The sequence below is a fragment of the Hylemonella sp. W303a genome (assembly GCF_046452315.1).
In the GTDB taxonomy this organism is placed as follows: Bacteria; Pseudomonadota; Gammaproteobacteria; order Burkholderiales; family Burkholderiaceae_C; genus Hylemonella.
In genome coordinates this window covers 477,285-504,237 of record NZ_JBKFDG010000002.1, presented here as the reverse complement: position 1 = coordinate 504,237, position 26,953 = coordinate 477,285, and the positions used below count along the sequence as shown (strand labels likewise).

26 protein-coding genes are annotated in these 26,953 nt (G+C 63.6%); 15 read left to right on the top strand and 11 right to left on the bottom strand.

Annotated features, from left to right (window positions below; genetic code table 11):
- Nucleotides 1-47: 47 nt before the first annotated feature.
- From rpsP to ampE, 6 genes are all read left to right on the top strand, one after another.
- A complete protein-coding gene (gene rpsP, locus ACLBKS_RS05975) occupies nt 48-299 on the top strand; it encodes a 30S ribosomal protein S16 (RefSeq protein ID WP_410191869.1) in 252 nt (83 codons plus the stop codon).
- A 90-nt stretch (nt 300-389) separates the two neighbouring features.
- The gene (rimM, locus tag ACLBKS_RS05970) at nt 390-971 is read left to right on the top strand and encodes a ribosome maturation factor RimM (RefSeq protein WP_410191868.1); all 582 of its coding nucleotides are present in this window, start codon (nt 390-392) and stop codon (nt 969-971) included.
- A gap of 55 nt (nt 972-1,026) precedes the next feature.
- Nucleotides 1,027-1,815: a tRNA (guanosine(37)-N1)-methyltransferase TrmD gene (gene trmD / locus ACLBKS_RS05965; RefSeq protein ID WP_410191867.1), complete on the top strand. Its 789-nt coding sequence runs from the start codon at nt 1,027-1,029 to the stop codon at nt 1,813-1,815.
- Between the two features lie 131 nt (nt 1,816-1,946).
- Nucleotides 1,947-2,339, top strand: coding sequence for a 50S ribosomal protein L19 (rplS, locus tag ACLBKS_RS05960; RefSeq protein ID WP_410191866.1), 393 nt, complete (start codon nt 1,947-1,949; stop codon nt 2,337-2,339).
- Nucleotides 2,340-2,520: 181 nt separating this feature from the next.
- On the top strand, nt 2,521-3,237 hold the full coding sequence (locus ACLBKS_RS05955; protein WP_410191865.1) for a CoA pyrophosphatase: 717 nt from the start codon (nt 2,521-2,523) through the stop codon (nt 3,235-3,237).
- Nucleotides 3,238-3,307: 70 nt separating this feature from the next.
- Nucleotides 3,308-4,363: a regulatory signaling modulator protein AmpE gene (ampE, locus tag ACLBKS_RS05950; RefSeq protein ID WP_410191864.1), complete on the top strand. Its 1,056-nt coding sequence runs from the start codon at nt 3,308-3,310 to the stop codon at nt 4,361-4,363.
- A 28-nt stretch (nt 4,364-4,391) separates the two neighbouring features.
- Here ampE and ACLBKS_RS05945 read toward each other — a convergent pair whose 3' ends face one another.
- Together ACLBKS_RS05945 and ACLBKS_RS05940 are read right to left on the bottom strand one after the other, a co-directional pair.
- Nucleotides 4,392-6,830 (bottom strand): ATP-binding protein, encoded by a 2,439-nt coding sequence (locus ACLBKS_RS05945; RefSeq protein WP_410191863.1) that lies wholly within the window; start codon nt 6,828-6,830, stop codon nt 4,392-4,394.
- Nucleotides 6,827-7,657 (bottom strand): response regulator, encoded by an 831-nt coding sequence (locus ACLBKS_RS05940; RefSeq protein WP_410191862.1) that lies wholly within the window; start codon nt 7,655-7,657, stop codon nt 6,827-6,829. The genes ACLBKS_RS05945 and ACLBKS_RS05940 overlap by 4 nt, the downstream gene beginning before the upstream one ends.
- A 180-nt stretch (nt 7,658-7,837) precedes the next feature.
- Here ACLBKS_RS05940 and ACLBKS_RS05935 point away from each other — a divergent pair, with 180 nt between their 5' ends.
- Nucleotides 7,838-8,575 carry a hypothetical protein gene (locus tag ACLBKS_RS05935; RefSeq protein WP_410191861.1) on the top strand — a complete coding sequence of 246 codons (738 nt, stop codon included), beginning with the start codon at nt 7,838-7,840 and terminating at the stop codon, nt 8,573-8,575.
- 34 nt (nt 8,576-8,609) lie between these two features.
- Here the strand turns inward: ACLBKS_RS05935 and rsgA are convergent, their stop codons facing one another.
- Together rsgA and ACLBKS_RS05925 are read right to left on the bottom strand one after the other, a co-directional pair.
- Nucleotides 8,610-9,650, bottom strand: a complete 1,041-nt coding sequence (gene rsgA / locus ACLBKS_RS05930) for a ribosome small subunit-dependent GTPase A (RefSeq protein WP_410191860.1) — start codon at nt 9,648-9,650, stop codon at nt 8,610-8,612.
- Between the two features lie 14 nt (nt 9,651-9,664).
- Nucleotides 9,665-11,038: a M48 family metallopeptidase gene (locus tag ACLBKS_RS05925; RefSeq protein ID WP_410191859.1), complete on the bottom strand. Its 1,374-nt coding sequence runs from the start codon at nt 11,036-11,038 to the stop codon at nt 9,665-9,667.
- Nucleotides 11,039-11,074: 36 nt separating this feature from the next.
- On the opposite strand from ACLBKS_RS05925, the gene orn reads away from it, so the two are divergent.
- Both orn and ACLBKS_RS05915 read left to right on the top strand, forming a co-directional pair.
- Complete coding sequence (gene orn, locus ACLBKS_RS05920) at nt 11,075-11,662, top strand: oligoribonuclease (protein ID WP_410191858.1); 588 nt, start codon at nt 11,075-11,077, stop codon at nt 11,660-11,662.
- A gap of 260 nt (nt 11,663-11,922) precedes the next feature.
- Complete coding sequence (locus tag ACLBKS_RS05915) at nt 11,923-13,629, top strand: DEAD/DEAH box helicase (protein WP_410191857.1); 1,707 nt, start codon at nt 11,923-11,925, stop codon at nt 13,627-13,629.
- Nucleotides 13,630-13,728: 99 nt separating this feature from the next.
- Here the strand turns inward: ACLBKS_RS05915 and ACLBKS_RS05910 are convergent, their stop codons facing one another.
- Together ACLBKS_RS05910 and ACLBKS_RS05905 are read right to left on the bottom strand one after the other, a co-directional pair.
- Nucleotides 13,729-14,256 carry a hypothetical protein gene (locus tag ACLBKS_RS05910; RefSeq protein ID WP_410191856.1) on the bottom strand — a complete coding sequence of 176 codons (528 nt, stop codon included), beginning with the start codon at nt 14,254-14,256 and terminating at the stop codon, nt 13,729-13,731.
- A gap of 43 nt (nt 14,257-14,299) precedes the next feature.
- A complete protein-coding gene (locus tag ACLBKS_RS05905) occupies nt 14,300-14,743 on the bottom strand; it encodes a helix-turn-helix transcriptional regulator (protein WP_410191855.1) in 444 nt (147 codons plus the stop codon).
- A gap of 403 nt (nt 14,744-15,146) precedes the next feature.
- Here ACLBKS_RS05905 and ACLBKS_RS05900 point away from each other — a divergent pair, with 403 nt between their 5' ends.
- On the top strand, nt 15,147-15,671 hold the full coding sequence (locus ACLBKS_RS05900) for a gamma carbonic anhydrase family protein (protein ID WP_410191854.1): 525 nt from the start codon (nt 15,147-15,149) through the stop codon (nt 15,669-15,671).
- A 52-nt stretch (nt 15,672-15,723) separates the two neighbouring features.
- Nucleotides 15,724-16,725: an Hsp33 family molecular chaperone HslO gene (locus ACLBKS_RS05895; RefSeq protein WP_410191853.1), complete on the top strand. Its 1,002-nt coding sequence runs from the start codon at nt 15,724-15,726 to the stop codon at nt 16,723-16,725.
- Nucleotides 16,726-17,171: 446 nt separating this feature from the next.
- Here ACLBKS_RS05895 and ACLBKS_RS05890 read toward each other — a convergent pair whose 3' ends face one another.
- The 3 genes from ACLBKS_RS05890 to ACLBKS_RS05880 all read right to left on the bottom strand — a co-directional run bounded on the left by ACLBKS_RS05890 (nt 17,172) and on the right by ACLBKS_RS05880 (nt 20,585).
- Nucleotides 17,172-17,462: a septum formation initiator family protein gene (locus ACLBKS_RS05890; RefSeq protein ID WP_410191852.1), complete on the bottom strand. Its 291-nt coding sequence runs from the start codon at nt 17,460-17,462 to the stop codon at nt 17,172-17,174.
- A gap of 69 nt (nt 17,463-17,531) precedes the next feature.
- Complete coding sequence (gene eno, locus ACLBKS_RS05885; RefSeq protein WP_410191851.1) at nt 17,532-18,818, bottom strand: phosphopyruvate hydratase; 1,287 nt, start codon at nt 18,816-18,818, stop codon at nt 17,532-17,534.
- A gap of 81 nt (nt 18,819-18,899) precedes the next feature.
- Nucleotides 18,900-20,585 (bottom strand): CTP synthase, encoded by a 1,686-nt coding sequence (locus ACLBKS_RS05880; RefSeq protein ID WP_410191850.1) that lies wholly within the window; start codon nt 20,583-20,585, stop codon nt 18,900-18,902.
- Between the two features lie 427 nt (nt 20,586-21,012).
- Between ACLBKS_RS05880 and coaBC the strand changes: the two genes are divergently transcribed.
- The 3 genes from coaBC to ACLBKS_RS05865 are packed head-to-tail and all read left to right on the top strand — an operon-like array spanning nt 21,013 to nt 23,145.
- Nucleotides 21,013-22,239, top strand: a complete 1,227-nt coding sequence (gene coaBC / locus ACLBKS_RS05875; RefSeq protein WP_410191849.1) for a bifunctional phosphopantothenoylcysteine decarboxylase/phosphopantothenate--cysteine ligase CoaBC — start codon at nt 21,013-21,015, stop codon at nt 22,237-22,239.
- 21 nt (nt 22,240-22,260) lie between these two features.
- Nucleotides 22,261-22,710: a dUTP diphosphatase gene (gene dut / locus ACLBKS_RS05870; RefSeq protein ID WP_410191848.1), complete on the top strand. Its 450-nt coding sequence runs from the start codon at nt 22,261-22,263 to the stop codon at nt 22,708-22,710.
- Nucleotides 22,711-22,713: 3 nt separating this feature from the next.
- Complete coding sequence (locus ACLBKS_RS05865; RefSeq protein WP_410191847.1) at nt 22,714-23,145, top strand: N-acetyltransferase family protein; 432 nt, start codon at nt 22,714-22,716, stop codon at nt 23,143-23,145.
- A 37-nt stretch (nt 23,146-23,182) separates the two neighbouring features.
- Here the strand turns inward: ACLBKS_RS05865 and ACLBKS_RS05860 are convergent, their stop codons facing one another.
- Complete coding sequence (locus ACLBKS_RS05860) at nt 23,183-24,835, bottom strand: glucan biosynthesis protein (RefSeq protein ID WP_410191846.1); 1,653 nt, start codon at nt 24,833-24,835, stop codon at nt 23,183-23,185.
- Between the two features lie 29 nt (nt 24,836-24,864).
- Complete coding sequence (locus tag ACLBKS_RS05855; protein ID WP_410191845.1) at nt 24,865-25,431, bottom strand: peptidylprolyl isomerase; 567 nt, start codon at nt 25,429-25,431, stop codon at nt 24,865-24,867.
- Between the two features lie 53 nt (nt 25,432-25,484).
- On the opposite strand from ACLBKS_RS05855, the gene ACLBKS_RS05850 reads away from it, so the two are divergent.
- On the top strand, nt 25,485-26,678 hold the full coding sequence (locus ACLBKS_RS05850) for a JmjC domain-containing protein (protein WP_410191844.1): 1,194 nt from the start codon (nt 25,485-25,487) through the stop codon (nt 26,676-26,678).
- Nucleotides 26,679-26,953 lie beyond the last annotated feature (275 nt).

Here is a 26,953-nt window from a genome sequence, read left to right as displayed (position 1 = left end):
AGCGATCAGGCCAAATTGATTCCCCTTTCGAGGGGCAAGGACAAACCATGGTCGTGATTCGACTCTCCCGCGGCGGCGCCAAGGCGCGCCCCTTCTTCAACATCGTCGTGGCCGACAAGCGCAACCGTCGTGACGGCAACTTCATCGAGCGCATCGGTTTCTACAACCCGATCGCGACCGAAAAGGAAGAAAGCATCCGCGTCGCGCAAGACCGCCTGACCTACTGGCAAGGCGTGGGCGCTCAGGCTTCTCCCACCGTGGAACGCCTGATCAAGCAAGCAGCCAAGAAGGCCGCCTGAGCTTTTTCTGAATCGCCCGCCAGGCGTGGCCCCGCATCACGCTGCCCCGCGCGCGTGCCGGGCGGACCACTCTGGCGGTGAACGCAGCCCATGACCACAGGCCAACCCCTGCTCGCGCTGGAGCCCGCCGAACTGCCGGTGGATGCCATCGAGGTGGGGCGCATCCTGGATGCCTGGGGCATCAAGGGCTGGTTCAAGGTCCTGCCGTACAGCGCCTCGCCCGAGGCGCTTTTTACTTCCAAGCGCTGGTTTCTGATGCCCTCTGAGAAGGGCGCGAAGGCTTTTGACGGGGTGGTCCGTCTGGCGGTCAAGGAAGCCAAGGAGCATTCCGACTCGGTGGTGGCCACTGCCCACGAAGTGACGGATCGCTCGGCCGCCGAAGCGCTGCGCGGCTGTCGCATTTTTGTTGCCCGCTCGAGCTTTCCGACCCCCGACAAGGACGAGTACTACTGGGTGGACCTGCTGGGGCTGGACGTGGTCAATCGCGAAGGCGTGCACCTGGGGCAGGTGCGTGATTTGCAATCCACCGGTCCGCAGACCGTTCTGGTGATCGCCTATGACGGGCCTGATGGCAAGCCCGTCGAGCGCATGATTCCCTTCGTGTCGGCCTATGTGGACGGCGTGGACTTGGCTGCGCGCCGCATCTCGGTCGATTGGCAGCCCGATTACTGAGCGGGCGTGGGCGCGCGGTGAGTTCGCCGCCATAGAGCTGTTGCAAGGGTGTTGCATGCGTTTTGATGTCCTGACCCTGTTCCCCGAGCTGTTTGCCCCGCTGCTGACCAGTGGCATAACGCGCCGTGCCTACAGTGCAAATGGCGAAGGCGGTGCCATCGACGTGCAGTTGCACAATCCCCGCGACCACGCCCAAGGCAATTACCGTCGCGTGGACGACCGGCCCTTCGGTGGCGGCCCCGGCATGGTCATGATGGCCGAACCGCTGGCCCAGAGCCTGGGGGCTGCTCAGTCGGCCCGCGAAGCTGCCGGCTGTTCACGCGGGCCCGTGCTGCTGTTTTCTCCCTTGGGCCGTACCCTGAACCACTCCGAAGTCGAGCGTTGGGCGGCCAGTGAGGGCGCGGTGCTGGTCTGCGGCCGTTATGAAGGTTTGGACCAGCGCTTCATCGACACCCATGTGGACGAGCAGATCAGCCTGGGGGACTTCGTGCTGTCTGGCGGGGAAATCGCCGCCATGGCGCTGCTGGACGCCGTGGCGCGCCTGCAGCCGGGCGTGCTGGGTGACGCCGAAAGCCATGTGCAAGACAGCTTCAACCCGGCCCTGGATGGCCTGCTGGATTGTCCGCACTACACCCGCCCCGAGAAATGGGCTTCGCAGGCCACGGGCCAGGAGCTGGGCGTGCCCGAGGTGCTGCTGTCGGGCAACCACGCCCGGATCGAGCGCTGGCGTCGCGAGCAGCGCTTGGCGCTGACCGCGCGCCTGCGCCCCGACCTGTTGGAGCAGGCTCGCCGGGCGGGGCGGCTGTCAAGACAAGACGAGTCTTTTCTGTCTGGGCTGCTATAATCGCGGGCTGTCCTGATCCTCTGTTCGGCCGCTGTTTTTGCGGATTGCCTGACCCACGTCGGTAACGACACGGCAGCGCACCTGAAAACGGCCTTTAGTGCAGCGCGAACAAGATCGCAAAAGAGGAATCCATGAACCTGATCCAAACCCTCGAGCAAGAGGAAATCGCCCGCCTGACCGAAAAATCGGGCAAGACCATCCCCGCATTCGCGCCCGGCGACACGGTGATCGTCAGCGTGAACGTGGTCGAAGGCAACCGCAAGCGCGCCCAGGCCTACGAAGGCGTGGTGATCGCCAAGCGCAACCGTGGCCTGAACAGCGCCTTCACGGTGCGCAAGATCTCCAGCGGTGAAGGCGTGGAGCGTACGTTCCAGACCTACAGCCCGCTGATCGCCAGCATCGAAGTGAAGCGCCGTGGTGACGTGCGCCGCGCCAAGCTGTACTACCTGCGTGATCGCAGCGGTAAGTCGGCTCGCATCAAGGAAAAGCTGGCTTTCAAGAACACGGAAGCCGCTGCGGAGTAATCCGCTGCAGCCTGGCCCTCAAGGCCAGTTCCGCGAAAAACCGCCCTCGACCATGGTCCGCAGGGCGGTTTTCTTTTGGGGCATCATCATGCCGAGCCGGTTGGCCGCTGTGCTTCCGATCTGTGCTCGCTATCTGTGCTCCCGATCTGCCAGGCAGGCTCCAGGCTGAGGCTCTGAACCGATGAGCGCGTCCGATCCCACTCCGCTGTCCAAGATTCCGAATTTCGACCCGCGCGCCGTGCCCGTGCGTGCGGTGGACAGCCATCTACCGCCCGTACCGGCTGATCGTTTGACGGCGGAGGCTATGCGACAGCGATTCCTCGCACCGCCGGTCTGGCAGCCAGAGGTTCGCGCAGAGCCGCGCTTTGTGCAACGCCAACCCGCGTTTGCCGCCGTGCTCGTGCCCGTGGTCATGCGGCCTGAGCCCACGTTGTTGCTGACCCAGCGCACGACGCAACTGCGTAACCATTCAGGGCAGATCGCTTTTCCTGGTGGGCGGGTAGATGCCCAAGACGCGGGCGTGACCGATGCGGCCTTGCGCGAGGCGGAAGAAGAAGTGGGGTTGGCGCGGGATCAGGTCGAGGTGTTGGGGACCTTGCCAACCTACACCACGGGAACGGCCTTCGTGATCACGCCCGTGGTCGGTCTGGTGCGACCCGACTTCACTCTGATGCCCAATCCTGCCGAGGTGGCGGAGGCCTTTGAGGTGCCGCTGCGGTTTTTGCTGGACCCATCGCATCACCACAGGCATGCCCATGAGTTCGAGGGCGTCACGCGCGAATGGTTCTCGATGCCCTGGCCCGGCACCCATGAAGGCGGGCAGGGCGGCACCGAGCGCTTCATCTGGGGCGCGACGGCGGGCATGCTGCGCAATCTCTATCGGTTCATGGCGGCTTGAAGTCGGTTTTCTGATTTCGATTCAGCTCCGGCCATGCACCACCGGGTATGGCCCCGTTATCATCGTGGGCATGAGCTTTTTCTCTCTCTTGCTGGCCTTGCTGATCGAGCAGGCGCGCCCGCTTGGGCGTGGAAACGTCGTGCATGCCCGTGTGCGTGCCTGGTTGCGTTGGGTGGTGCGTAAGTTCGATATCGGCCGTTCACCCTGGTTGGCCTGGGGTATCGCGGTGCTCTTGCCTGCCGTCGCGGCCACGTGCATTTACCTCTGGCTGAAGTTTTCCCTGGGCTGGTTTGGGATTCTGTTGGCGCTGGCGTGGAACGTCGCGGTGCTGTACCTCACTCTCGGCTTTCGGCAGTTCAGTTTCCATTTCAGCGCCATCCGCGACGCTCTGGAGGCTGGCGATGAGCAAACCGCACGCCGCTTGTTGGCCGAGTGGCAGCAGATCGACGCCAGCGAGTTGCCCCCGCGCGAGATCATCCGGCACGTGCTGGAGTATTCCGTGGTGGCCGCGCATCGCCATGTGTTGGGCGTGCTGTGCTGGTTTTTGGTGGGGTCCCTGCTCGGACTCGGGCCCGCGGGCGCGGTGTTCTACCGGCTGAGCGAACTGATCACGCGGTACTGGCCACATGTCTCGCGCAAGCAGGCGCCTTGGGTCAGCGAGGGAGTGCTGGCTGTCTCTGCCCGTGCCTGGAGCTGGGTGGACTGGCTGCCTGCGCGCGCCACGGCCTTCGGCTTCGCCGTGGCCGGGCGCTTTGAGGACGCGGTGGATGCCTGGCGGCGCCACGAGGAATTCAAGCGCATGCAGCAGAAGGAAGCGCAGGAGTCCGCCCCCGGCACTGGCGTGCAGGTGCGGGTGGAGGCCCTGGCAGGGGCGCGACCGGGTGAGCAATTGGCCGACAACTCCCGCGCGCAGGACAATGACCACCTGATCATCGCCGCCTTGGCTGGCGCGCTCAACGTGCGCCTGGGGCTCTCCGAGGCGTCCCGCGCCCGCCTGGGAGAAGGGGTGGACTGGCAAGAGCCGCAGCTGGCCCATTTGCGCAGCAGCGTCGGCCTGATCTGGCGCGCAGTCGTGTTCTGGATGCTGCTGCTGGCCCTCGTGACGGTGGGCCGCTGGCTGGCCTGAAAGCAAGGGGCGGCGAACGCCGCCACGGTCACATCGCGGGAGATTCGGCCTCGCGCGCCAGGTGGTCAATCTGGCGCAGCAGCTCTGCGCTGGTGGCCGGCTTGAGCAAGGTCGCGTCGAAACGCACATCCGTCGCCCAATCCACGGGCGGCATGGGTGGCGCCGCGGAGTACAGCACCACCGGCATGTCAGGCCGCAGAGCGCGTGCCTGGGCCAGCAATCCCCAGCCATCCATGCGCGGCATCATCTGGTCGGTCAGCAGCAAGTCATAGCGCTCGGTTCGCAGCATCTGTGCCGCGTCCAGGCCATCGGCTGCCGTGTCGACTTCGAAGCCATAGCCGCCCAGCAGGTCGGTCAGCTGATCGCGATTTGCGCTCATATCGTCCGCGACCAGGACGCGGCGTCCCCGACCCTCCACCTCGCCAGCGTGGCTCTCAACAAAGATGTCACGGACTTCGCTTTCATCGGCCAGCTCCAGGGCCAGCACGAAGCTGAAGCGGCTGCCTTGACCGGGCGCGGATTCCAACTCCAGTTCCGCATCCATGCCCTTGAGCAATTGACGCACGATGGCCAGGCCCAATCCAACGCCGTCCACACCCTGCGCATTGGCGCCCCGTCCAAAGGGCTGCATCACCTTGCTGCGCTCGCTCTCCGAAATGCCGGGCCCGGTGTCGCTGACGGCGAAGCGAAGGCGCGCGCGGCCGCTTCCCTGTGTGTGCTCGACCTTGTCCAGGCATTCGATCTGAAGGCGGATGCTCCCCTGGGTCGTGAATTTGGCCGCGTTGCCCATGAGGTTGAGCAGCACTTGGCGCAAATGCCGGAAGTCGGCACGCACGGCCAAAGGCAGATCGGCCGCGATCTCGGCCTCGAAGCGGTTGTGCTGACGTTGCGCCAACAGTCGGCCTTCCTGCTCCATTTCGTTCAGCAATGCGTAGAGATAACCGGGTTGGGCGTGAATCTCCGGACCCTTGAGGTCTTGTCGCGCGAACTCCAGCAGCTCGTCGATCAGTTCCATCTGACGGCGGGCGCTGCGCTCGATGTGACGCGTCGTATCGGCTTCAAGCGCCGCCGCCGATTGCGTCATGTTGATGATGCCCGCCAGCGGCGAGCGCAGATCGTGACTGATGCGGGCCAGCAGGTTGCGTCGTGCGTCCAGGGCTTCACGCAACTCGCCCGTGCGTTGGGCGACCGCGCTTTCCAGCCGATCCAATTCACTCCTGCGCTGACTTTCCAGCGCGGCCTGGGCGCGTTGCTCTCGCCGACGGCTGCCCAGCACTTCCAGCACCATGGTGGCGGCCAGCCAGATCGCGCCGTTGAGGGTCCCGGACAAGTTCTGGGTGTACGCAGACTGCCAGACCAGACTACCCAGCAGTTCCAGTGCGGGAGGGAACTGAGGCGCCCAGGGCACGCTCTTGTCGAGATGAAAAACGTACTGCGAGAGTAACTGCACGGCCATGATGCTCATGCCCAGCCAGGCCATGAACTGATGGCGGTGGCCGTGAACGAGCACAGCAACAAAAGTCACGATCACCCACAGGCCCATGCTGCTCAGTGAAGGTGCCGCGTACCAGCCAAAGACGCGCGTGACGATGTAGAAAATCACCAGCACCCCGATCATGAGGGTCCAGATGCGCGGCAAGCGACTCAGGCCGTACAGCTGGCGCACATAGATCATGAAGCCGGTGATCGCGATCACCCCTGTGATCGCCGCGCAAACCTCGGCGTAAGGCAGCAGAGCTGGGAAATAGAACAAATAGCCGTTGGCGATGCAGACGAACAGCGCGTTGAAGAAGGCGCCCACCGACAGCGCCAGCAGCATGCTAGAGCGCAGGATCCAGCCGACCGTGAGTCCGACCGCCACCACCAGCAGCACGATCCCTTGCGACAAGCCGTCGATGATGTGCGTGTTTTGCTGCGTCTGTAGCCAAGCCGCATCGGAGTAGAGCTGGGGATTCACCAACAGCACGCTGTGGGTGCTGGAGACACGCGCCAAGACACGAACCGTTTCCCCCGCCTGCAGGTCCAGCATGAACACCGGCTGGCGCTGGGCCACGGTCCAGGTCCGCAGCGGATAGGCGCTGCCCGAGTGCTGGCTGTGCCATTGCCTGTCCGCACGCAGCACGTGCACCTGTTGGTCTTCGACGCTGGGTTTGGCCAAGTTCAGCCAGCGGCGGCAGGGTTGCGATTGCGTGTTGCGCAGGCTCAGCGCGAGCCAAACCCCAGACCGCGTGTAGCGCGGCAGGGCCTGAGGATCGAGAGGCGTGAATGCATTGGCCGGAAGCTGGGCGATCTCCTCGACCGTGCGCTGCCCCGTCCGGTCCACGTAGACCTCGACCAAGCCGCCTAGCAACTGCTGCGGCGTCTCGCATGCTTCGATCGGTGTTGCGCGGGCTGCCCAGGAGCCGATCAAGGCGGCTGCCAGTAGCAGGCAGCGTCCCAGCGAACTCGACACTCCGCGGTGCTTCATTCAGGTGAGCCTTTGCCGCGGGCCTGCTGGCGGTAATCGCTGGGAGTCATGGATTGCTGCTCACGAAACGCGGTGGCGAAATTGGCCGCGCTTTGGTAGCCGGTCAGCTCGGCGATGTCCTGGATCTCGAGGTCACTGTTCACCAGCAGGTCTTTCGCCTTCTGCAGTCGCAGTTGGCGCGCGAAGGCAAAAACCGTGCTGCCCGCCCGCTGACGGAACACCTGGGACAGCCGCTTTTCATGGGTGCCGACGGCTGCGGCGATCTCGGTCAGGCCTGGCAACTCCGACAGGTGGGCCTCGATGAATTGCATGGCCGCGCGCAGCAGTGCTTCGTCCGCATCGGTGGGTGGGTGTGCCTCCGCCGCCGCGTCGTTTTCGGATGTTGGGGTGTCGGAGTCCTCTTGCGGCGTCGGCTTGACCTTGGCACGACGCGCCAATTGCATGTGAATGCGAATGCGAGCCAGGACCTCCTGCGGTTCAAATGGCTTGGTGACGTAGTCCACTCCGCCTTGGGTCAGCCCGGCCAAGCGCTGGTCGGCTGCATGCTGCGCGGATAAGAAAATCACTGGGATGTCTTGTGTCTCGGGCGCGGCACGCAGCCGCCGCAACAAGGCCATGCCGTCCATGCCCGGCATGGAGATATCCAGCACGATCAGGTCAGGCTGCAAGGCGAGTGCGCGCAGATGACCTCGGTGTGGTTCCGCTGCCAGGGACACTTGCCAGCCCTGTTGCCGAATCAATGCCACGAGCGAGCGCAAGGCTTCAGGCTCGTCGTCGATCAGCAAGATGTGGGGCTGATCAGAAGGGGGGACGTGGGCGGCACACATGGTTCAAATGAGAGTGATTCGCCTGCAAGACAGAGGCCAAAGACCGTGGCCAACTGCATGCAAATGTAATAAGCGCCGTTTTTCCTTTTTGGCAAAGGCGATGTCCGCTGCGCCAAACGTGCCGCACGCCCAAGTCGGCGATCCTTCGTCCATCGGTTGTCCTTTGGAGAAGAGATCATCATGCTGCAGAACCTGCGAACCCTGGTGTACCAACAACAATTCGAATCCCTCGCGCTGGCCGCCAAGTGCTACTACCTGGAGGGCGGCGACCTCCAAGCCTTGCTGTTGCAAGGTTTGGCCCACGCTCACTTGGGTGAACATCAGCAAGCGCGAGAACTTCTGGTGCAGGTACAGCAACGTCGGCATGAGTTGAGTTTCGAGGCTCAGGCCGATCTGGGCGCAGCGCTGCTGCTCTTGGGAGAAACCGCGCAGGCGGACCTGCTGCTGCGCGCGGCGGTGCGCCAGATGCCGCAGCAGGTGCCCCAACAAGCCCACGCACACGCGCACCTTGCATCCCTCGCGCAGCAAAACGGCCGCACGGATGAGGCCTTGGAAGGCTATCGGCAGGCCTTCGGTCACATGCCTGGGCTGGTGATGGTTTGGTCCAACCTGGTTCGTTTGCTGTTGGACCGCCGTCTGGCCGGAGAGGCCCAGGATGTGTTGGAACATGCCCGCGCCGCTTTTGAGGCGGTGCAGGACCAGCTTGACGAGCCCGTGGCGCTGCAGCAGAAGGCGTGCTTGGATCTGCTGCAGTGGGAAATCTGGTGCTCCACGGAGCAGTTTGCCGCAGCCGAGCGTTGGTTGAACGAACGGATCGCCGACGTGGGCGAGGCGGACGTTTTTCGCCAAGCCCTCATGCGTTCGCGCCAGATCGGCGTCATGCAGCGCATTCCCGCGCGCAGCATGAGCCTGCACTGATGCACCACGGCCGCCCCCTCGATGGCGGCGGTGCTCAGTACCTGGGCGGCATGGAGAGTTCGGCATGCAGTTCACGGTAGATACGATAGCGGCTGGATGTGACGGGCGGTTCAGGTCCCACCTCACGCTGCGTCGGTTGCATGGTGCTCAGGTTTTTGTCTGCGCAAGGCGGCCCCGACTCGATGGCCGCGATAACGGCACATCCCGGTTCGTGCAGGTGCGTGCAGTTGTAGAAGCGGCATGCGCTTGCATGCGCCCGAAGGTCAGGCATCAATCCGGCGAGTTGCGCTGCGTCGATGTGGCGCAGACCGAATTCCTGAAATCCAGGTGAGTCGATCAGGGCGGTGCGCTGCGCCGTGTGCTCTGCGTCCTGGTCCACCCAATACCAGCGTGTATGGGTCGTGGTGTGCTTGCCGCTGTTGAGCGCACTCGAGATATCACCCGTTTGGGCTTGAGCCCCCGGTGCCAAGAGATTGATCAAGGTGCTCTTGCCCGCGCCAGAGGGGCCCAGCACCAAGGTGGCCCGGGCTTGGAGTCGCTGGCGCAGCGTCACAACACTGTCATGATCGACGCCGTTTTTCAGGTTCAGGGGAAGCACGGAGTAGCCCATGCGCCGGTAGGCGGCAAGCCGTTCCCAGGCACGCGCATGGGCATCGGTCAAATCGCTCTTGTTCAAGGCGATCAGGGGCGCAATGCCCGCAGCCTCCGCGGCGATCAGCGCGCGTGCAAGCTGGCTTTCCGAGAACTCTGGTTCGGCCGCGATCAGGATCAGCACCAAATCGATGTTCGCGGCGAAGCTTTTGCTGCGCAATTCATCCTGGCGGTAGAAGAGATTGCGGCGCGGCTCGATGGTTTCGACGCTGCCCTCGTCTCCGGTAGGCGACCATCGCACGCGGTCCCCCACCACGGCATCATTCTTCTTGCCGCGCGGGTGGCAGATCAGTCGCTGGCCGCCAGGCCCTTCTGGACTTTCCACCAGCAGATGGCGTCCATGACTGGCCACGACCAAGCCCAAGGAAAGATGACTGTCCTCCGCGGCGAGGCGTTTCCCCGTGCGCGCACCCCCGCGTGTCACCGTGTCACCACCGTTCAAGCCGCGCCCTGAGGGGCGGCGTTCACACCCAGCCGCGCCAATCGCTGGCTCGCGGGCGGGTGAGAGTAATAAAAGGCCACGTAGATCGGATCGGGCGTCAATGTGGAGGCGTTGTCCTCGTAGAGTTTCAGCAGGGCGCTGGCCAGATCCGCGGGCTGCGCTTGCTGGGCGGCGTAGGCGTCGGCTTCGAATTCGTGCTTGCGCGACCCGCGCGACATCAAGGGCGTGATGAAGAACGTGAAGACGGGCGAAACCAAGAGGAACAGCAACAAAGCCAGGGCGTCGTTCGACGTGCCAAGCGCCGACGAGAAGCCGCGAGCCACTTCGGGCGGCAGCGAGGACAGGGCCGCGCCGAGGGCGGGCGCCAGCAATTCCAAGCTGGGTGTGACACCCAAGCCTGCGTAAAACCACGGCTGCTGTGCCAGCCAACCCAGCAAGGCAAACCCTGCAAGGCTGATGGCGAAAAGCGTGACGATGCGCTTGAGAATGTGCTTGTGCTTGAAGTGCCCTAGCTCATGCGCCAACACGGCGTCCACCTCACCGGGGCTGAGTTTGTTCAGCAGAGTGTCGAAGAACACCACGCGTTTGGCCGTGCCAAAGCCGGTGAAGTAGGCATTGGCATGCGCGCTGCGGCGGCTGCCGTCCATCACATACAGACCTTGGGCCTGGAAGCCGCAGCGTTGCATCAAGGCCGTCACGCGGGCTTTCAACGACTCGTCTTGCAGGGGCTGGAACTTGTTGAACAGCGGCGCGATGAAGGTCGGGTAGATCCACAACAACAGCAGGTTGAAGCCCATCCAGGCACACCAAGCCCAGAGCCACCACAACGCCCCGGTGGCGCCCATGAACCAGAGCACCAAGGCCGCGATGGGCAGGCCCAGGGCCGCGCCCAGCAATGCGCCCTTGACAAGGTCACTGATCCAGAGCTTGAGGTTCATTTTGTTGAAGCCGAAGCGCTGCTCGATCACAAAGGTTTGGTAGAGCGAGAAAGGCAGTTCGATCACGCCACCCACCACGACAAAGGCCGTGATCAGCGCGAGTTGTTGACCCATGCCGGGGCCCATCCAGCTCAGCAGCGCCTGGTTCAGCGCATCCAGTCCTCCCAGCAAGGTCCAAGCCAGGAGAACGACGCTGGAGAAGGCGGTCTCCAGCAGGCCGAAACGCAGCTTGGTCACGCTGTAATCGGCCGCTTTCTGGTGCGCCTCCAGGCTGACGGCGCTCGAAAAAGCGGCAGGCACCGTGGCCCGATGGCGGGCGATGTGGCGAATCTGCCGGGTGGCGAGCCAAAACTTGGTCAACAGGCCCAGCAGGAGCGCAGTCGCGAACAGGACGGTCAGGGCAAAAGACGGGGGCAGGGGAGAAGCTTCCATGGCCGCGAAGTTTAGGGGATCGGGGACAATACAGGCATGAATGAAGTCCTGAATGCCTCGAATCCGTCCGAGACTTTGAAGAAATCGGACCAAAACCTGGTTTGGATCGATTGCGAAATGACGGGGTTGGACCCCGAGAAGGAGCGCCTGATCGAAATCGCCATCATCGTCACCGGGCCGAATTTGGAGCCGCGCATTGAGGGGCCCGTGCTGGTCATCCACCAAAGCGACGAAATCCTGGACAAAATGGACGCCTGGAACAAGGGCACGCATGGCCGCAGCGGACTCATCGAGAAGGTCAAGGCTTCCACGCTGACCGAGGAAGAGGCTGAGGAGCAGTTGCTCGCCTTCATCAAGCAATATGTGCCCAAGAGCGGTACTCCGATGTGCGGCAACACCATCAGCCAAGACCGGCGCTTCCTGGTGAAGTACATGCCCAAGTTGGAAGCCTGGTTCCACTACCGCAACCTGGACGTCAGCACGCTGAAAGAGCTGGCCAAGCGCTGGCGTCCCGAGGTCTATAGCGCCTTCAAAAAGGCGCAAAAGCACACGGCCTTGGCGGATGTGCACGAATCCATCGACGAACTCGTTCATTACCGCGCGCATTTCCTCAAGCTGGCCTGAATCCCCGGCACGCAGGCCCCGGTGCAAGACGTGCGATAATCCCACCCGCGCCTTTGAATCGAAGGCGCTGACGCACATCTCCCCATCACACACCGGACGTGGGTTCTCCTTTGGGAGGGCTCGTTGAGAAATGTCCAGCCATGCCCTTTGGCATGGAATCCCGTTTGATGGTTGATGTCTCTTAACCATTGAACGGGGCGCACCGCAACTCAGGCGGAGCGCCATGCCGCGTTTTTCGCGGCTTTCCGTGTGAGCATGACATGACCGACACTTTGAACGTGACGGGCGGCCTCGTTTCCGAGACCACGCCCGATGAATCCACCCTTTCCGAAACCATCGCGCCCAACGGCTTCGTGGAACTTGGGCTCGCGCCTGAACTGATCCAAGCCGTGGCGGACCTGGGTTATACCCAGCCCACTGCCGTGCAGCAGCGCGTCATTCCCCTCGCCCTGCCCACCGACGATGCGACTCACTTGGGCTACAACGACCTCATGGTCTCCAGCCAGACCGGCAGCGGCAAGACGGCGGCTTTCCTGCTGCCCGTGCTACACACCTTGATCCAGCAGCAGGCCGAGGCTGCCACCAAGGAGCGCGAGGACTACGAGCGCGCTTGCGCCGACGCCGCAGTGAAGGGCGAACCGGCTCCCAAGCGTCACAAGCGCAAGGACCCGACCAACCCGCGCAACTTCAAGGCCGCGGTGCCGGGTGCCCTGGTGCTGTGCCCCACGCGCGAGCTCGCGCAACAGGTCGCTCACGACGCGATCGAACTGGTCAAGCATTGCCGGGGCCTGCGCATTGCCAACGTGGTGGGCGGCATGCCGTACCAGTTGCAGATCGCCAAGCTACAGAACGCTGGACTGGTCGTGGCCACGCCAGGCCGCCTGCTGGACCTGCAGCGGTCCATGCAGATCAAGCTGGACCAGGTGCAGTTCCTGGTCGTCGACGAAGCCGATCGCATGCTGGACCTCGGTTTCTCCGATGACCTGGCCGAAATCAATGCGCTGACGGCCAACCGCCGTCAGACCATGATGTTCTCCGCGACGTTCGCGCCGCGCATCCAGCAGCTCGCGATGCGCGTGATGCACGACAACGGCTCGCAGGTCAAGAAAGTCCAGATCGCCACGCCGCATGAAAAGCACGCCAACATCAAGCAGGTGCTGCACTGGGCTGACAACTTCGCGCACAAGCGTGCCTTGCTGGACCATTGGCTGCGTGACGCGAACATCGATCAGGCCATCGTTTTCGCCAGCACTCAGGTCGAGTGCGATGGGCTCGCCGCTGATTTGCAGCAAGCCGGGTTCGCCGCGGTTGCCTTGCATGGTGCGCTCAGCCAGGGCTTGCGTAACCGACGCCTCATGGCGTTGCGCAGTGGCCAGGTGAAATTCCTGGTCGCCACTGACGTGGCCGCGCGTGGCATTGATGTGCCCACGATCACCCATGTCTTCAACTTCGGCCTGCCCATGAAGGCCGAGGATTACACCCACCGCATTGGCCGCACAGGGCGTGCAGGTCGTGACGGCATCGCCGTGACGATTGCTGAATTCCGTGATCGCCGCAAAATCGGTGACATCGAGTTCTACACCAAGCAGCCTTTCAAGCCGGAGGCCATTCCAGGCCTGGAGCCGCAGCAGCGCATGCCGTCGTTCCGCCCTGAGCGGGGTGACAGCAGGGGTGACCGAGGCGATCGCTCGGGTCGTTCCGACCGGGGCGGCGGTTTTGGCCGAGGCAGCTTCGGCAAGGGCACTGGCGCGGGTCGTCCGGAAGGCGCTCGCGGTGCAGGTGCTGGGGGGCGTCCGGAGTTCGGCAAGGCCCATGGTTTCGGTGATCGCCGTGAACGCGGTGCCAACGACAACGCCCGTGGCGGGCGGACCGAGGGAGCACGTCAAGGCTTTGCCCGCCCCATGGGGGATGCGCCACGCGGCGGCGGTGGTAGCAAGCGCCCCTTCGCGGCGCGCGCGCCGCGCTGAGCGTCGTCAGACTCTGGTCCGGCATTCTGCGCCGGGCAAAAAAAAGGGGCGCTGCATGCGCCCCTTTTTTCTATCTGCCGACAAGCTACGGCGTTGGTCTTACTCGAGCCGCAGGTAGTTGCAGGACAGGGCCCAATCGAACCAGTTGCACATGAACCCTTCCTCCTTGGCCAATACCAGACGGCGACCTGCAGGCGGCATCAGCCAGGCCCGTGCGTTTTCCGGGGGGAGTCCGTAGGTCACGCTGACACCACCGCCAGACGCGTGTCCTTGCGTTTCTCCAATCGTGGTGTATGGCAAGCGGATCTGAGACCCATCGTTGCAGCGCAAGTCCAGCACGCCGCCGGTGGTGTTGGTGTAGTTCATGGTGCCCAAGCAATCCAGCGCGGGCTCCTTGCTATCGCTCAATTCCACCGTGGCACGACGATCGGTGTACAGCACGGCTTTGCCCGTCAACAGACGGTCGCCGATCACGGCGAGCGCCAGGGTGGGGGTGGCGACGGTGCGCATGGCTTTGCCATGCATCCAGGCACAGCCGCTCATCAGGCTGCCCGCCACGATGGCAGTGATCAGTCCCAGATGTTTCGACCAGGAATGGGAAGTGCGGAGTGAGTCGTTCGAAACCATGTTGCAGCTCAGGCTTTCTGGGAGAAACGTTTCAGCAGGCGTTTCACATCTCAGCCAACTTGGCCGCAGCACCACGCTTGCCCAATTTGCGGATCGCGGCGATGTTTTGCAGTTGGCTCGCACGGGGACGGGCTTGACCTTTTTCCCAGTGATAAATGGTTTGTTGCGTCACGCCAACCAACTTGCCCATGTCCGCGGCGGACAGGTCCAGTTTCTTGCGCAGGGTCGCAAAACCTGAGGCGCGGAAACGCAGTCTTGGGTTGCCTTCATCCTCTCCCGCGGCATCACTGCTGACGGCTTTGGAGCGACCTCCGCCTTTGGCCTGCTTGGCCAACTGCCGTTGCTGGTCTTTGAGCTGCCGTTTGAGCGCGGCAAGCTCCGTGCGGTAACGGGATGAGGCTTTCTGAAGAGCCTGCAATTCGACGCGGACTTCCTTGCGCGCCAGACGGACGATTTCGGCTTTGAGCAGGGAGGCGAGCTGTGCCATGGAGGTTGGGGTGGAAGGTGGAGGATGAAAGCGTTCGGAATTTCTGGCAATGGCGCCCGAGTTTGCAAGGCAGGGGAAGCGCTGAAGCTTGGGCACTTGCGTGCAATGTGCACACATTGCGTCGCAGCAAGGCTTAGGATACACCACGAAAAACGAGGGGAGCGCACAAAAGCAAGGCTTTGGGCCTCCTTTACCGCTGCTCTGAGTCTGAAAATCCCGATTTTGTTGCGCTTTTGCGCCGACCTTGGGGGCAACTCGGCACCGACACTCTCATGGCTGCACGGTGAGGGGGCTGCGGGCTTCATACAATCCTGGCTATGGCACGTGGTATCAGGCACCCCGATCACCCGCGCGTGCCCCAAAGAATGCAATTCGTGGCGCGGGGTGTCGTAGAAAGGCGGGTATGGCGATTTATGAACTCGACGGGCATGCCCCGACGCTGGGCACCAATGCATGGGTGGCCGACAGCGCGCAGGTGATCGGGAAGGTGACGATCGAGGCCAACGCCAGCATTTGGTTTGGCACTGTTGTGCGGGGAGACACCGAGCACCTGCACATTGGCAAGGGCAGCAATGTGCAGGATGGGTCGGTGCTCCATGCCGACGCGGGCGTGCCGCTGCACATCGGCGAGGACGTGACCGTGGGCCACAAAGTGATGCTGCATGGCTGCACGGTGGGTGATGGTTCGTTGATTGGTATCGGTGCCATCGTCCTCAACCATGCCCGCATAGGTAAGAACTGCCTGGTCGGCGCGGGGGCGCTGGTCACCGAGGGCAAGCAGTTCCCCGATGGCAGCATGATTTTGGGCAGCCCGGCCAAGGCCGTGAAACAACTCAGCCCGGAGCAAATTGAGGGGCTGAAGCGCATCGCCCAGCATTACGTTGACAACGCTGCCTTGTATCGCCAGGGCTTGAAGAAAATCGCTTGAACCGCATCTGAGCTGATCGCTCCGTAGATTGACCTTTATCCCGAATTCCAGCGTGTCTGAACTCCACAAATTCTTGTTTGAGGGCTTGCCCGTGCGCGGGTCCTTGGTGCGCCTGGGCAGCGATGCCTGGGGCGAGATTCTGCGTCGCCGAGCGCAGAGCCGTTCCGCCGCGGGCGAAGGTGCTTCCGGTGCCTATCCCCTGCCGGTTCAGAACCTCTTAGGTGAAATGGCCGCTGCGGCGGTGCTGATGCAGTCCAGCATCAAATTCGATGGCGCGCTGATTTTGCAAGTCTTTGGTGACGGCCCGGTGAAACTGGCGGTGGTCGAGGTGCAGTCTGATCTGCGCTTGCGTGCCACAGCCACGGTACAGGGCGCCGTGGCGGCCGAAGCGCAGCTTTCTGACATGCTGAATGCGCACGGGCAGGGGCGTTGCGCTGTCACCCTGGACCCCAAGGGCCGCCAGCCGGGCCAGCAGCCCTATCAGGGCGTGGTCCCGCTGACGAATGCGGAGGGTCAGGGCATGCGCAACTTGTCCGAAGCCTTGCAGCACTACATGCTTCAGAGCGAGCAACTTGAGACCACGCTGGTGCTGGCGGCCGACGACCAGATGGCGGCCGGTCTATTGATTCAGCGCTTGCCCGTCCAGGGCGCGGGCAACCTGGAGGGCGAGAAGGGTGTGGAGCAGGCTGCAGAAATGCAGGAGCACTACAACCGCATTGCCACCTTGGCTGCCAGCCTGAAGCGAGACGAGCTGCTGACGCTGGATGTGGACACCATTCTGCGGCGCCTGTTCTGGGAGGAACGCCTGCAACGCTTTGAACCTCAATGGGGCGAGCAGGGCCCACGTTTCTCCTGCACATGCAGCCGAGATCGCGTGGCCGGCATGATCCGAGGGCTGGGACAGGAAGAGGTAAGGGACATCCTTGCCGAGCAGGGCGCGGTGCAGGTGGATTGTGATTTTTGCGGCGCCAGTTACCGTTTTGACGAAATCGACGCCGTCCAGTTGTTCACGCAGGCGGAAGATCAACCACCCTCGAGCTCGACCGTGCAATAGGGCCGGAAGCTCCATTCAAGAGCCCGCTGAACAAGCGGAATTCGCAGTCCGGGTCAGCGCAAGTTTCGCAAGGGCCGCTCCAGCGGCCCTTGCTCTGTTCAGGGATCTCCCGCGGAAAGAGCCGCTGCATTGCGGCGCGCAGGCGCTGCTGCCCTTGCCCATACACCACGCCATACGGTCGGCCCGTCGCATTCAGCCATGCGCGCAGGTGGGTGTCCTCGGCGCGGCGACGGGCCTGACTTGCCGAATTCGGTTCCCTGCACGGGTCCGGCCAATCGAGTCCCATCAAAAGGACACAATCCCAAGTCGAGGCGTCGGCGAGGTCCGGCGCGTCCAGGAAGGCATGTGAAGGGAAATGCCGCGCCAGAGCTTGGGCCAAGTGGCTTTTGCCAGTACCGGTGGCACCCAGCAATGCGACCCTCATGCGCGCGTTGGCACGTTGCGAGCTACTGCTCGATTTGTACGTAGATTTCGTTGGGTTTGACCATGCCCAACTCCCGACGAGCTTTTTCCTCGACCATGTCCAGTCCCTCTTGAAGGTCCTGAACTTCGGCGGCCAAACGTTCGTTCTGCTGCCGTGCCTCCGTGTTGCGCTGGGTTTGTGCTTCCAACTTTTGGGCCAAGGCGGCCACCTGGGGCACGCTGCCCCGACCGAACCAAAGCTGCGCGTGCACGATGAGCAGCAGGGCCACCAACAGCAGTGGTAGCAGACGGGAGGGGCGAGGCGGTCGTGCCATGGGGGATCGTGCCTCGCCGTGGGGTCTGGGTCTCAGCGTGTCCGCATGCCGGCTCTGAAGCAAGCCGGCTTACTTCAGGTTGTAGAAGGCCGCGCGGCCAGGGTACACCGCCACTTCGCCCAGGTCTTCCTCGATGCGCAGCAGTTGGTTGTATTTGGCCATGCGGTCGCTGCGGCTCAGCGAGCCGGTCTTGATCTGGCCCGCGTTGGTGCCGACCGCGATGTCGGCGATCGTGCTGTCCTCCGTTTCACCGCTGCGGTGACTGATGACGGCGGTATAGCCCGCGCGCTTGGCCATCTCGATGGCGGCGAACGTCTCAGACAGCGTGCCAATCTGGTTGATCTTGATCAGGATGGAGTTGGCGATGGACTTGTCGATGCCTTCCTTCAGGATCTTGGTGTTGGTCACGAAGAGGTCATCGCCCACGAGTTGCACCTTCTTGCCCAGGCGTTCGGTCAGCGTCTTCCAGCCGTCCCAATCGCCCTCAGCCATGCCATCCTCGATGCTGATGATGGGGTACTTGTCGCACCAGGTCGCCAGCATGTCCGTCCATTCGGGGGCGGAGAGCTTGAGCCCGCCTTCGCCTTCCAGCACGTACTTGCCTTCCTTGTAGAACTCGCTGGACGCGCAGTCCAGGCCCAGAGCGATCTGCGAGCCGGCTTCGTAGCCCGCCTTGGAAATCGCTTCCAGAATGAGCTGAATGGCCGCTTCATGGTTGGCCACGTTCGGCGCGAAACCGCCTTCGTCACCCACCGACGTCGGCATGCCCTTGGCATCGATGATCTTCTTGAGGGCGTGGAACACCTCGGCGCCCCAGCGCAGCGATTCACGGAAGCTGGTCGCGCCCACGGGCAGGATCATGAATTCCTGGAGGTCCAGGCTGTTGTTGGCATGCGCGCCGCCGTTGATCACGTTCATCATGGGCACGGGCATCTGCACCGCGCTCATGCCGCCAAAGTAGCGGTAGAGCGGCAGGCCAGCCTCCTCGGCTGCCGCGCGGGCCACGGCCATGCTGACGGCCAACATGGCGTTGGCGCCCAAGCGGCTCTTGTTGTCGGTGCCGTCGAGGTCAATCAGCGTTTTATCGAGGAAGGACTGCTCGGCGGCGTCCAGGCCCAGCACCGACTCGCTGATTTCTGTGTTGATGTGCTCAACGGCCTTGAGCACGCCCTTGCCCAAGTAACGGTTCTTGTCGCCATCGCGCAGTTCGATGGCTTCGCGCGAACCGGTGGAGGCTCCCGAGGGCACGGCCGCGCGGCCCATGGTGCCGCTTTCCAGCAGCACGTCGCATTCCACCGTGGGGTTGCCACGGCTGTCCAGGATTTCACGACCGACGATGTCAACGATGGCGCTCATGTTGTCTTCTCTTTGCTCGAAGTTGAAAAACAGTGGAATGACGGAATGGGGCTGTGCTTGAACCGCAAGACGGTTCCGGCGTCAGGCCACGGCCTTCAGCGCCGGGTTCGTGGCGCCGTTCTGGCCGCTGGCTTGGCGCGACAGAGCGGCCTTGACGAAGGAGTTGAACAGCGGGTGCCCATTCCAGGGTGTCGACTTGAATTCAGGGTGGAACTGCACGCCCACGAACCAGGGGTGCGTGGTCTGCGGCAACTCGACGATCTCAGTCAGGTGCTCACGCTGGGTCAGCGCCGAAATCACCAGTCCCTTGTCGCGCAGGGTGTCGAGGTAGTTGACGTTGGCCTCGTAACGATGGCGGTGGCGCTCGGTGACCACGTCACCATAGATGCTGTGCGCCAGCGTGCCCTTGACCACGTCCGAGCTCTGCGCGCCCAGGCGCATGGTGCCTCCGAGGTCGGAGTTGGCATCGCGCTTCTTGATGGTGCCGTCCGCGTCCTTCCACTCGGTGATCAGGGCGATGACAGGGTGCGGACAACCGGGCTCGAATTCCGTGCTGTTGGCGTCCTTGAGGCCCGCCACATGGCGCGCGAATTCGATGGTGGCGACCTGCATGCCGAGGCAGATACCCAGGTAGGGGACCTTGTGTTCGCGGGCGTAACGCGCCGTGCAAATCTTGCCTTCGATGCCGCGCTTGCCGAAACCGCCGGGTACAAGAATGGCATCGTACTTCGCCAACTGGCCTACCGTGTCGTCGGTGATGGTTTCCGAATCGACGTGCTCGATCTGCACCCGCACATGGTTCTTCATGCCGGCGTGGCGCAAGGCCTCGTTGACGGACTTGTAGCTGTCGGACAGGTCCACATATTTGCCGACCATGGCGATGGTGACCACGCCCTGCGGATGCTCAACCTCGCGCACCAGTGCATCCCAGCGCTTCAGGTTGGCGGGCGGCGTGTTGATGCGCAACTTGTCGCAGATCAGTCCGTCCAGACCTTGTTCATGCAAGACGCGCGGCACCTTATAGATGGTGTCCACGTCGGGCATGGAGATCACGCCCCAGTGCGGCACATTGGTGAAGAGGCTGATCTTTTCGCGCTCATCGTCGGGGATGGCGCGGTCAGCGCGACACAGCAGTGCGTCGGGCTGGATGCCGATTTCGCGCAGTTTCTGCACGGTGTGCTGGGTGGGCTTGGTCTTCAATTCACCCGCGGCGGCAATCCAGGGCACGTAGGTCAGGTGTACAAAGGCCGCGTTGTTCGGTCCCAGGCGCAGGCTGAGCTGGCGCACGGCTTCCAGGAAGGGCAGGGACTCGATGTCGCCCACGGTACCGCCCACTTCGACGATGGCAACGTCCACCGCGTCGGGTGTGCCCATGCCCGCGCCACGCTTGACGTACTCCTGAATCTCGTTGGTGACGTGCGGGATGACCTGCACGGTCTTGCCGAGGTAGTCGCCGCGGCGCTCTTTCTCAAGAACGCTCTTGTAGATCTGGCCGGTGGTGAAGTTGTTGCTGCGCTTCATCCGCGTTTCGATGAAGCGCTCGTAGTGGCCGAGGTCCAGGTCGGTTTCGGCGCCATCGTCGGTGACGAACACCTCGCCATGCTGGAAGGGCGACATGGTGCCCGGGTCCACGTTGAGGTAAGGATCGAGCTTGATGAGGGTGACTTTGAGGCCGCGCGATTCAAGGATCGCGGCGAGAGACGCGGAGGCGATGCCCTTGCCCAGGGAAGACACCACGCCGCCGGTGACGAAGACGAATTTGGTCATGTCGAGTCGAACCGTGCAAGGTTCGATGAGCAGGTAAAGCGAGATTATAGGCGTGGTGGATTGACGCTTTTTACAGGCTCGGCTTGTCGGGGTATCGCGCAGGCTTGGCTGGCGAAGGGCGCGACGGCGCTGGGGCCCACGCGCTCATGTGGTGATGGTCGGCTGCGCCGACTTCGCGCTTGGGGCAGGCAGGAGGCCACATCGATAACAACTCGCTTCGCGCTCTCAGCGCTACGCTCAAACACGTTGTCGCTAATCAGATGCACGATGCGTGACGACACTTGTCGTCACGCTGTGGCCTCCTGCCTGCCCCAAGCGCCATCCCCGAAATCGCGCGCGGGCCCCAGCGCCGTCGCGCCCTTCGCCAGCCAAGCCATACGGGGCGAAGCACATAGACCGTAGACGGGAACTGCTACATTCCCTGGCCATGAACGAGCTTGCTGGAAAACACATCGTCCTGGGCCTCTCCGGGGGCGTGGCCTGCTACAAGTCCGCGGAGTTGTGTCGGCTGCTGATCAAGGCGGGCGCGACCGTGCAGGTCATCATGACGGAGGCCGCCGCGCAGTTCATCACACTCGTGACGATGCAGGCCTTGTCCAACCGGCCGGTGTACCTGTCGCAGTGGGACGCGCGCGAGCCGAACAACATGCCGCACATCAACGCGACCCGGCAGGGCGACACGCACGCCGATGCCATCCTCGTCGCGCCGGCCAGCGCCGATTTCATCGCCCAACTGGCGCAAGGCCGCGCCAGCGAATTGCTGGGCCTGATGTGCCTGGCGCGTCCCATCGACAAGGTGCCCTTGTTGTTGGCTCCGGCCATGAACCGCGAGATGTGGGCCCATCCCGCCACCCAGCGTAACCTGGCTCAGGTGGCCCAAGACGGCGCCACGTTGCTGGGCGTGGGCAATGGCCTGCAGGCCTGCGGAGAGACCGGGGACGGCCGCATGCTGGAACCCGCGGACATCCTTGAAGACCTGATCGCTTTCTTCCAGCCCAAGCTGCTGAGCGGTCGGCGCGTGCTGGTCACGGCAGGGCCGACCTACGAGGCCATCGACCCCGTGCGTGGCATCACCAACCGCTCCAGTGGCAAGATGGGATTTGCCATTGCCAGAGCCGCGCGGGAAGCAGGTGCGGATGTGACGTTGGTTGCGGGACCGGTTCACCTGCCCACGCCGCGCGGGGTGCGTCGCGTGGACGTGCGCTCAGCGCAGGAGATGCATCAGGCCGTACAGTCCGAGGTTTCCCATGCTTCTGTTTTTGTAGCAACGGCAGCGGTCGCGGACTGGCGCCCTGCCAAGGCCTCCCCGCAGAAGATCAAGAAAGACGGGAGCGGGAAACCTCCCGCGCTGGAGTTCGTTGAGAACGACGACATTCTGGCCAGTGTGGCGCAGGCCCCGCGGGCCCGGAGTGGGGCGCTGTACTGCGTCGGTTTTGCCGCTGAGAGTGACGATCTGCTGGCCCACGCGCAAGCCAAGCGTGCCCGCAAGGAAGTGCCCCTGCTGGTGGGCAATATCGGACCGGCCACTTTCGGTCAGGACGACAACACCCTGTTGCTGGTCGACGAATCCGGCGCGCGCGAGCTGCCTCGTGCCGACAAGCACACGCTCGCGCGCCAACTCGTTGCTGAAATTGCCCAGCGTCTTAAGAAGTAGTTAATTCTTCCGTTTCTCTCCATGCACATCGACGTCAAGATCATCGACGCGCGCCTGCGCGAACAAATGCCTGCCTATGCCACGCCTGGCAGCGCCGGCCTGGACCTGCGCGCCTGCCTGGACGCACCCTTGACCCTGGCGCCGAATGCATGGCAGCTGGTGCCGACCGGCATGGCGATCCACCTGGCCGACCCTGGGTACGCCGCGCTCATCTTGCCGCGTTCGGGCCTGGGCCATAAGCACGGCATCGTGTTGGGCAACCTCGTGGGCTTGATCGACAGCGACTACCAAGGGCAGTTGATGGTCAGCGCCTGGAACCGCAGCGCCACGGCCTTCACCATCGAGCCCATGGAACGCATCGCCCAACTGGTCATCGTCCCCGTGGTGCAGGCGCACTTCCATCTCGTGGACGAGTTTGCGGCTGAAACCGAACGCGGCACGGGCGGCTACGGATCAACGGGCAAGCGCTGAGCCTTGCGCATCGCTCCCTTGCAGCGAGAAGACCGGCCAGCCTGGGAGCACCTCGCGCGAGGCTACAAGGCGTTTTACAACACGCCCACCACCGATGAGGAGTACGCCCTTGCCTGGACCCGCCTCTTGAACGAGGACGGCATCCACGGCTTGGGCGCGTACCAGGACGGCGAGTTGCGGGGGCTGGCGCATTACCTTTTCCACGCGAACACCTGGGCGACGCGTGTCTGCTATTTGCAGGATCTTTACACCGACCCCTCGGCGCGCGGCCAGGGCGTCGGCCGCGCGCTGATCGAGGCCGTGGCGGCCCAAGCCCGGGAGCGGGGCGCGGCACGCTTTTACTGGCTTACCCAGGCCCACAATGCCACCGCCCGTGCCCTGTACGACCGCCTCGCCCACCACGGAGGTTTTGTCCGCTACGACTATCCCCTTTGATGGGGGCTTGGCCCCGCTGTCACGGTGCGGAGGGGGCTCACACGGGGTGGTACTGGTAAAGCCAGGTCTCTGACAGCGTCTGGCCCGCTTGACGCAGGTAGAGCCGCATGTCCACCGGCTCTTGCCCGCTCACCGTGAGGTCGAACACGGCGCGCCAGTGCCCCGGCACGCCATTGGGCACGGCCTCGCAGAAGACGTTGCCGAAGGTGCCACGCGAGGCGCTCAGCACGGCCTCGGGCCGCACGCCCCAGGGCAACTGGCTCAGCGATCCGCCCAGAAACTCCACCACGAACTTGCGCACGCCCCGAGGGCGCGGCTTGCCCGGTTCACCACCATGGCCCAGGCGCGTGGCAACGCACTGCGCAAGTGCTTTGCGCTGTGTACCCGGTTCGTCGGCGCGCCAGTGCAGGCGGTACTTCAATTGGTAGCTACTGCCCGCCTTGCCTTCGGCTTGGGGCACCCACATGGCGACGATGTTGTCGTGAATTTCATCGTCGGTCGGGATCTCGATCAGCTGCACGCTGCCCGCGCCCCAATCGCCCAAGGGTTCGACCCACAGACTGGGTCGGCGGTCATAGGCCACGCCGTCCAGGTAGTGGTCGAAATCGCGGTCGCGTTGCAGCAGGCCGTAGCCTCGCGGCGTGCGGTCCGCGAAGGCCGAGGCCATGGTGCGCTTCGGGTTGTTCAGCGGCCGCCAGATGCGCTCGCCGTTGCCCGTCCACAGGGCCAGGCCATCCGAGTCGTGCACCTCGGGTCGCCAATCCACGGCGGTCGACTTCTCCGTCTCGGAGAACCAGTACATGGAGGTCAGCGGGGCGATGCCGAGTCTCGCCACGTCGCGGCGCAGGAAGAGCGCGCAGTCGATGTCCATCAGCACCGCGCCGTTCTTGCCCGGGTCGCGCCTCAGGTCGAAGCGGTAGGCGCCGCTGATGCTGGGTCCGTCCAGCAGGGCATACACCGTGACGGTGTTGTCCCCTGGCTTGCCTGAGGGCGGTAAGAACCAGAAATGGGTGAAGGCTGGGAATTCCTCCGGCTTGCCGGCTTGTGCCACATCCAGGGCCACGCCACGCGCGGACAGGCCGTACTGGTAGAGGTCGCCGATGGCGCGGAAGTAGGACGCACCTAGAAAAGCCACCCAGTCATTTTTTTGCCAGGGCAGTTGTTTCTGGGCCCCGGAGCCCCCGAGTCGACTTTCCTGAAAGCGGAAGCCCGCGAAGCCCGCGCCGGTCGGTAATTCACGGGCCGGGCTGTCGGCCGGCATGTCGAAGTAGGCCGGGTTGTAAAGGATTTCGCGTGCCTGGCGTCCTGCAGGGTCCAGCAGGTGCATGCGAACGGGGGTTTGAAAGTAGCGGCCGAGGTGGAAGAAGGTGACGGGGAAAGCGCCAGGTCCCTGCGCGAAAAGCGCGAATTCACTCTTGTAGCGCAGCTTGCCGTGGGCGTCGTAATCAATGCGTTCGAGCACGTTGCGCGGCAAGGGCGGCGGCGGTGCGTAGGCTTGAGCAGACAGGGTCCGTGCGCGTGCCATCAGCTCGTCAAAGGAAAACGCCTGCGCTGGCCCGTATTCCAGCTGGGTCGGCAGGGCGGCCCACGCGGAACGCGGCAGGGCGCTCCAGGCGCTGAGGGCACTGACGGCGCCAGCACCGATCAGCAGTTGGCGTCGACTCAAGGTCTCGGGGGTGTCTTGGCTCATGTCAATTGTCTCGCCAGCACGGTCCATGCTCAATGCAGCGAGTTGCCGCCGTCGCCCTGTTCGTGCAGGGGGGCGATGCGGAAAAAGCCCGTGCCCGCCGTGCCGCGCCCAATCTCTTCCTCGGTGGCTTCGCGCACGCCTTCAACCTTCAATGCGAGGCGCAGTGCGATGCCCGCCAGCGGATGGTTGCCATCGAGCACCACGTGGTCGGGGTAGATCTCGGTCACGGTGTAGAGCGCGTCACGCGGAGCGTCCGGGTTGCAGCCCGGCGGCAGGGCGTGGCCTTCAAGCGTCATGCCTTCTTCCAACTCGGCGGGGAAGAGTTCTCGCTTTTCCAGGAAGAGCAATTGGTCGTTGAAATCGCCGAAGGCTTCCTCGGGCTCCAAATGCACCGCGACGCTGGCGCCGACGCCGTGGCCTTGCAAGGCCAGCTCGATTTTTTCAAACAGGTCTTCGCCCCCGATCAGGAATTCGACGGGGTCGTCGAGCACGTCGAGTTCCTCGCCCAAGGTGTCGGTCAGGGTCCAGGTCAGCGCGACCACGCATTGCGGCGTGATGGCTTCCAGGCGCTTGTCGTTCGGATGGTCTGTGTTCATGGGGGACAATTGTCGCCCAAGCTTTTTTCACCCGCGCACACGAAAGCCTTCTCATGGATGTGAACCTGCCGCTGACTTTGCTGGGCGGCATCAGCCCCGCTGTTTTCATGCGCCGCTACTGGCAGAAAAAGCCTTTGCTTGTGCGCCGGGCGGTGCCGGGCATGCAGGCCCTGCTCACGCGCGCGCAGCTGTTTGCCCTCGCAGGACGCGAGGATGTGGAATCGCGTCTGGTGACCTTGCAAAAGCGTGGGCGTCAGGACAACTGGGGCCTGCGCCGCGGCCCCTTCTCGCGGCGCGACCTGCCCACGCTCAAGCCCGCCAAGGGTGATTTTTGGACGCTGCTGGTGCAGGGCGTGGACTTGCACGACGATACGGCGCACCAATTGATGCAGCAGTTCCGCTTCGTGCCCGATGCGCGGCTGGACGATTTGATGATCAGCTACGCCGTGGAGGGGGGGGGCGTGGGGCCGCATTTCGACAGCTACGACGTGTTCCTGTTGCAGGCCCATGGCAAGCGGCATTGGAAGATCGGCAGCCAGCAGGATTTGAAACTGAAGGCTGGCGTGCCTCTGAAGATCCTTTCCAATTTCCGTCCAGAGCAGGAGTTCGTGCTCGAACCCGGCGACATGCTGTATCTGCCCCCTCAGTACGCGCACGATGGCGTCGCCGTGGAAGGGGAGTGCATGACCTACTCCATCGGGTTTCGTTCTCCGAAGGCGGGTGGGCTCGCGCAAGAGCTGCTGCAACGCCTGGCGGAAGATGCTGCCGAGAGCATGGACCCCGCGTTCGCCGATCTGCTGTACCGCGATCCGAAGCAGCCCGCCGTGGACGCACCTGCCAGCCTGCCCAGCCCGCTGCTGCGGTATGCGCGTCAAGCCGTGGAACAAGCCCTGCGCGATCCCCAGGTCGTGGCGCGCGTGCTGGGCGAGGTCTTGAGCGAACCCAAGCCCCAGGTGTGGTTTGAACCGTCGTCGCAGCATGCCAATGGCGCGCTCGTGCCCATGTCCGCGTCGGGGATCGTGTTGGACAGGCGCACGCGCATGCTCTACGACGAGGCGCACGTCTACGTCAACGGGGAGAGCTACCTTGCTTCCGATGACGACGGCGGTCAAGACAGGGTGCTGCTGCGGCGCTTGGCCGATGAGCGACGCTTGGACGCCAAAGAGGTGCGCGCACTCAGCCGCGCGGCCCGCGAACTCCTCGCGGATTGGCGCGACGCTGGCTGGTTGCACGGCGCCGCCGCCTGAGGGATACGCGATCTAGACGTCGCGCCGCTCTCGGAACTGATGCGCGATCGTGCAATCGCACGCATCGTGCGCGGTTTTTGGGGAAACTGCTGTCATCGTGAGGCCATGGCTGCCAAGCTGCCCTGTGAATTGTTTCAAGGGTTACTACGAATTTATTTTGCATGACGGCACAAAAAATCCAGAACCGCGAATAAAATTGCGCCCCAATCCGGGTCGTGTGAGCGGGCCGGATTACCAGTGTGGTGCATGGATGGGGCGCGTCTAGGCGGCCTGCC

Bases quoted from the DNA above. Each gene is read 5' to 3' on its own strand.
- rpsP (WP_410191869.1), top strand. From the start codon at position 48: ATGGTCGTGATTCGACTCTCCCGCGGCGGCGCCAAGGCGCGCCCCTTC.
- rimM (WP_410191868.1), top strand. From the start codon at position 390: ATGACCACAGGCCAACCCCTGCTCGCGCTGGAGCCCGCCGAACTGCCG.
- trmD (WP_410191867.1), top strand. From the start codon at position 1,027: ATGCGTTTTGATGTCCTGACCCTGTTCCCCGAGCTGTTTGCCCCGCTG.
- rplS (WP_410191866.1), top strand. From the start codon at position 1,947: ATGAACCTGATCCAAACCCTCGAGCAAGAGGAAATCGCCCGCCTGACC.
- ACLBKS_RS05955 (WP_410191865.1), top strand. From the start codon at position 2,521: ATGAGCGCGTCCGATCCCACTCCGCTGTCCAAGATTCCGAATTTCGAC.
- ampE (WP_410191864.1), top strand. From the start codon at position 3,308: ATGAGCTTTTTCTCTCTCTTGCTGGCCTTGCTGATCGAGCAGGCGCGC.
- ACLBKS_RS05945 (WP_410191863.1), bottom strand. From the start codon at position 6,830: ATGAAGCACCGCGGAGTGTCGAGTTCGCTGGGACGCTGCCTGCTACTG.
- ACLBKS_RS05940 (WP_410191862.1), bottom strand. From the start codon at position 7,657: ATGTGTGCCGCCCACGTCCCCCCTTCTGATCAGCCCCACATCTTGCTG.
- ACLBKS_RS05935 (WP_410191861.1), top strand. From the start codon at position 7,838: ATGCTGCAGAACCTGCGAACCCTGGTGTACCAACAACAATTCGAATCC.
- ACLBKS_RS05925 (WP_410191859.1), bottom strand. From the start codon at position 11,038: ATGGAAGCTTCTCCCCTGCCCCCGTCTTTTGCCCTGACCGTCCTGTTC.
- orn (WP_410191858.1), top strand. From the start codon at position 11,075: ATGAATGAAGTCCTGAATGCCTCGAATCCGTCCGAGACTTTGAAGAAA.
- ACLBKS_RS05915 (WP_410191857.1), top strand. From the start codon at position 11,923: ATGACCGACACTTTGAACGTGACGGGCGGCCTCGTTTCCGAGACCACG.
- ACLBKS_RS05910 (WP_410191856.1), bottom strand. From the start codon at position 14,256: ATGGTTTCGAACGACTCACTCCGCACTTCCCATTCCTGGTCGAAACAT.
- ACLBKS_RS05905 (WP_410191855.1), bottom strand. From the start codon at position 14,743: ATGGCACAGCTCGCCTCCCTGCTCAAAGCCGAAATCGTCCGTCTGGCG.
- ACLBKS_RS05900 (WP_410191854.1), top strand. From the start codon at position 15,147: ATGGCGATTTATGAACTCGACGGGCATGCCCCGACGCTGGGCACCAAT.
- ACLBKS_RS05890 (WP_410191852.1), bottom strand. From the start codon at position 17,462: ATGGCACGACCGCCTCGCCCCTCCCGTCTGCTACCACTGCTGTTGGTG.
- eno (WP_410191851.1), bottom strand. From the start codon at position 18,818: ATGAGCGCCATCGTTGACATCGTCGGTCGTGAAATCCTGGACAGCCGT.
- ACLBKS_RS05880 (WP_410191850.1), bottom strand. From the start codon at position 20,585: ATGACCAAATTCGTCTTCGTCACCGGCGGCGTGGTGTCTTCCCTGGGC.
- coaBC (WP_410191849.1), top strand. From the start codon at position 21,013: ATGAACGAGCTTGCTGGAAAACACATCGTCCTGGGCCTCTCCGGGGGC.
- dut (WP_410191848.1), top strand. From the start codon at position 22,261: ATGCACATCGACGTCAAGATCATCGACGCGCGCCTGCGCGAACAAATG.
- ACLBKS_RS05860 (WP_410191846.1), bottom strand. From the start codon at position 24,835: ATGAGCCAAGACACCCCCGAGACCTTGAGTCGACGCCAACTGCTGATC.
- ACLBKS_RS05855 (WP_410191845.1), bottom strand. From the start codon at position 25,431: ATGAACACAGACCATCCGAACGACAAGCGCCTGGAAGCCATCACGCCG.
- ACLBKS_RS05850 (WP_410191844.1), top strand. From the start codon at position 25,485: ATGGATGTGAACCTGCCGCTGACTTTGCTGGGCGGCATCAGCCCCGCT.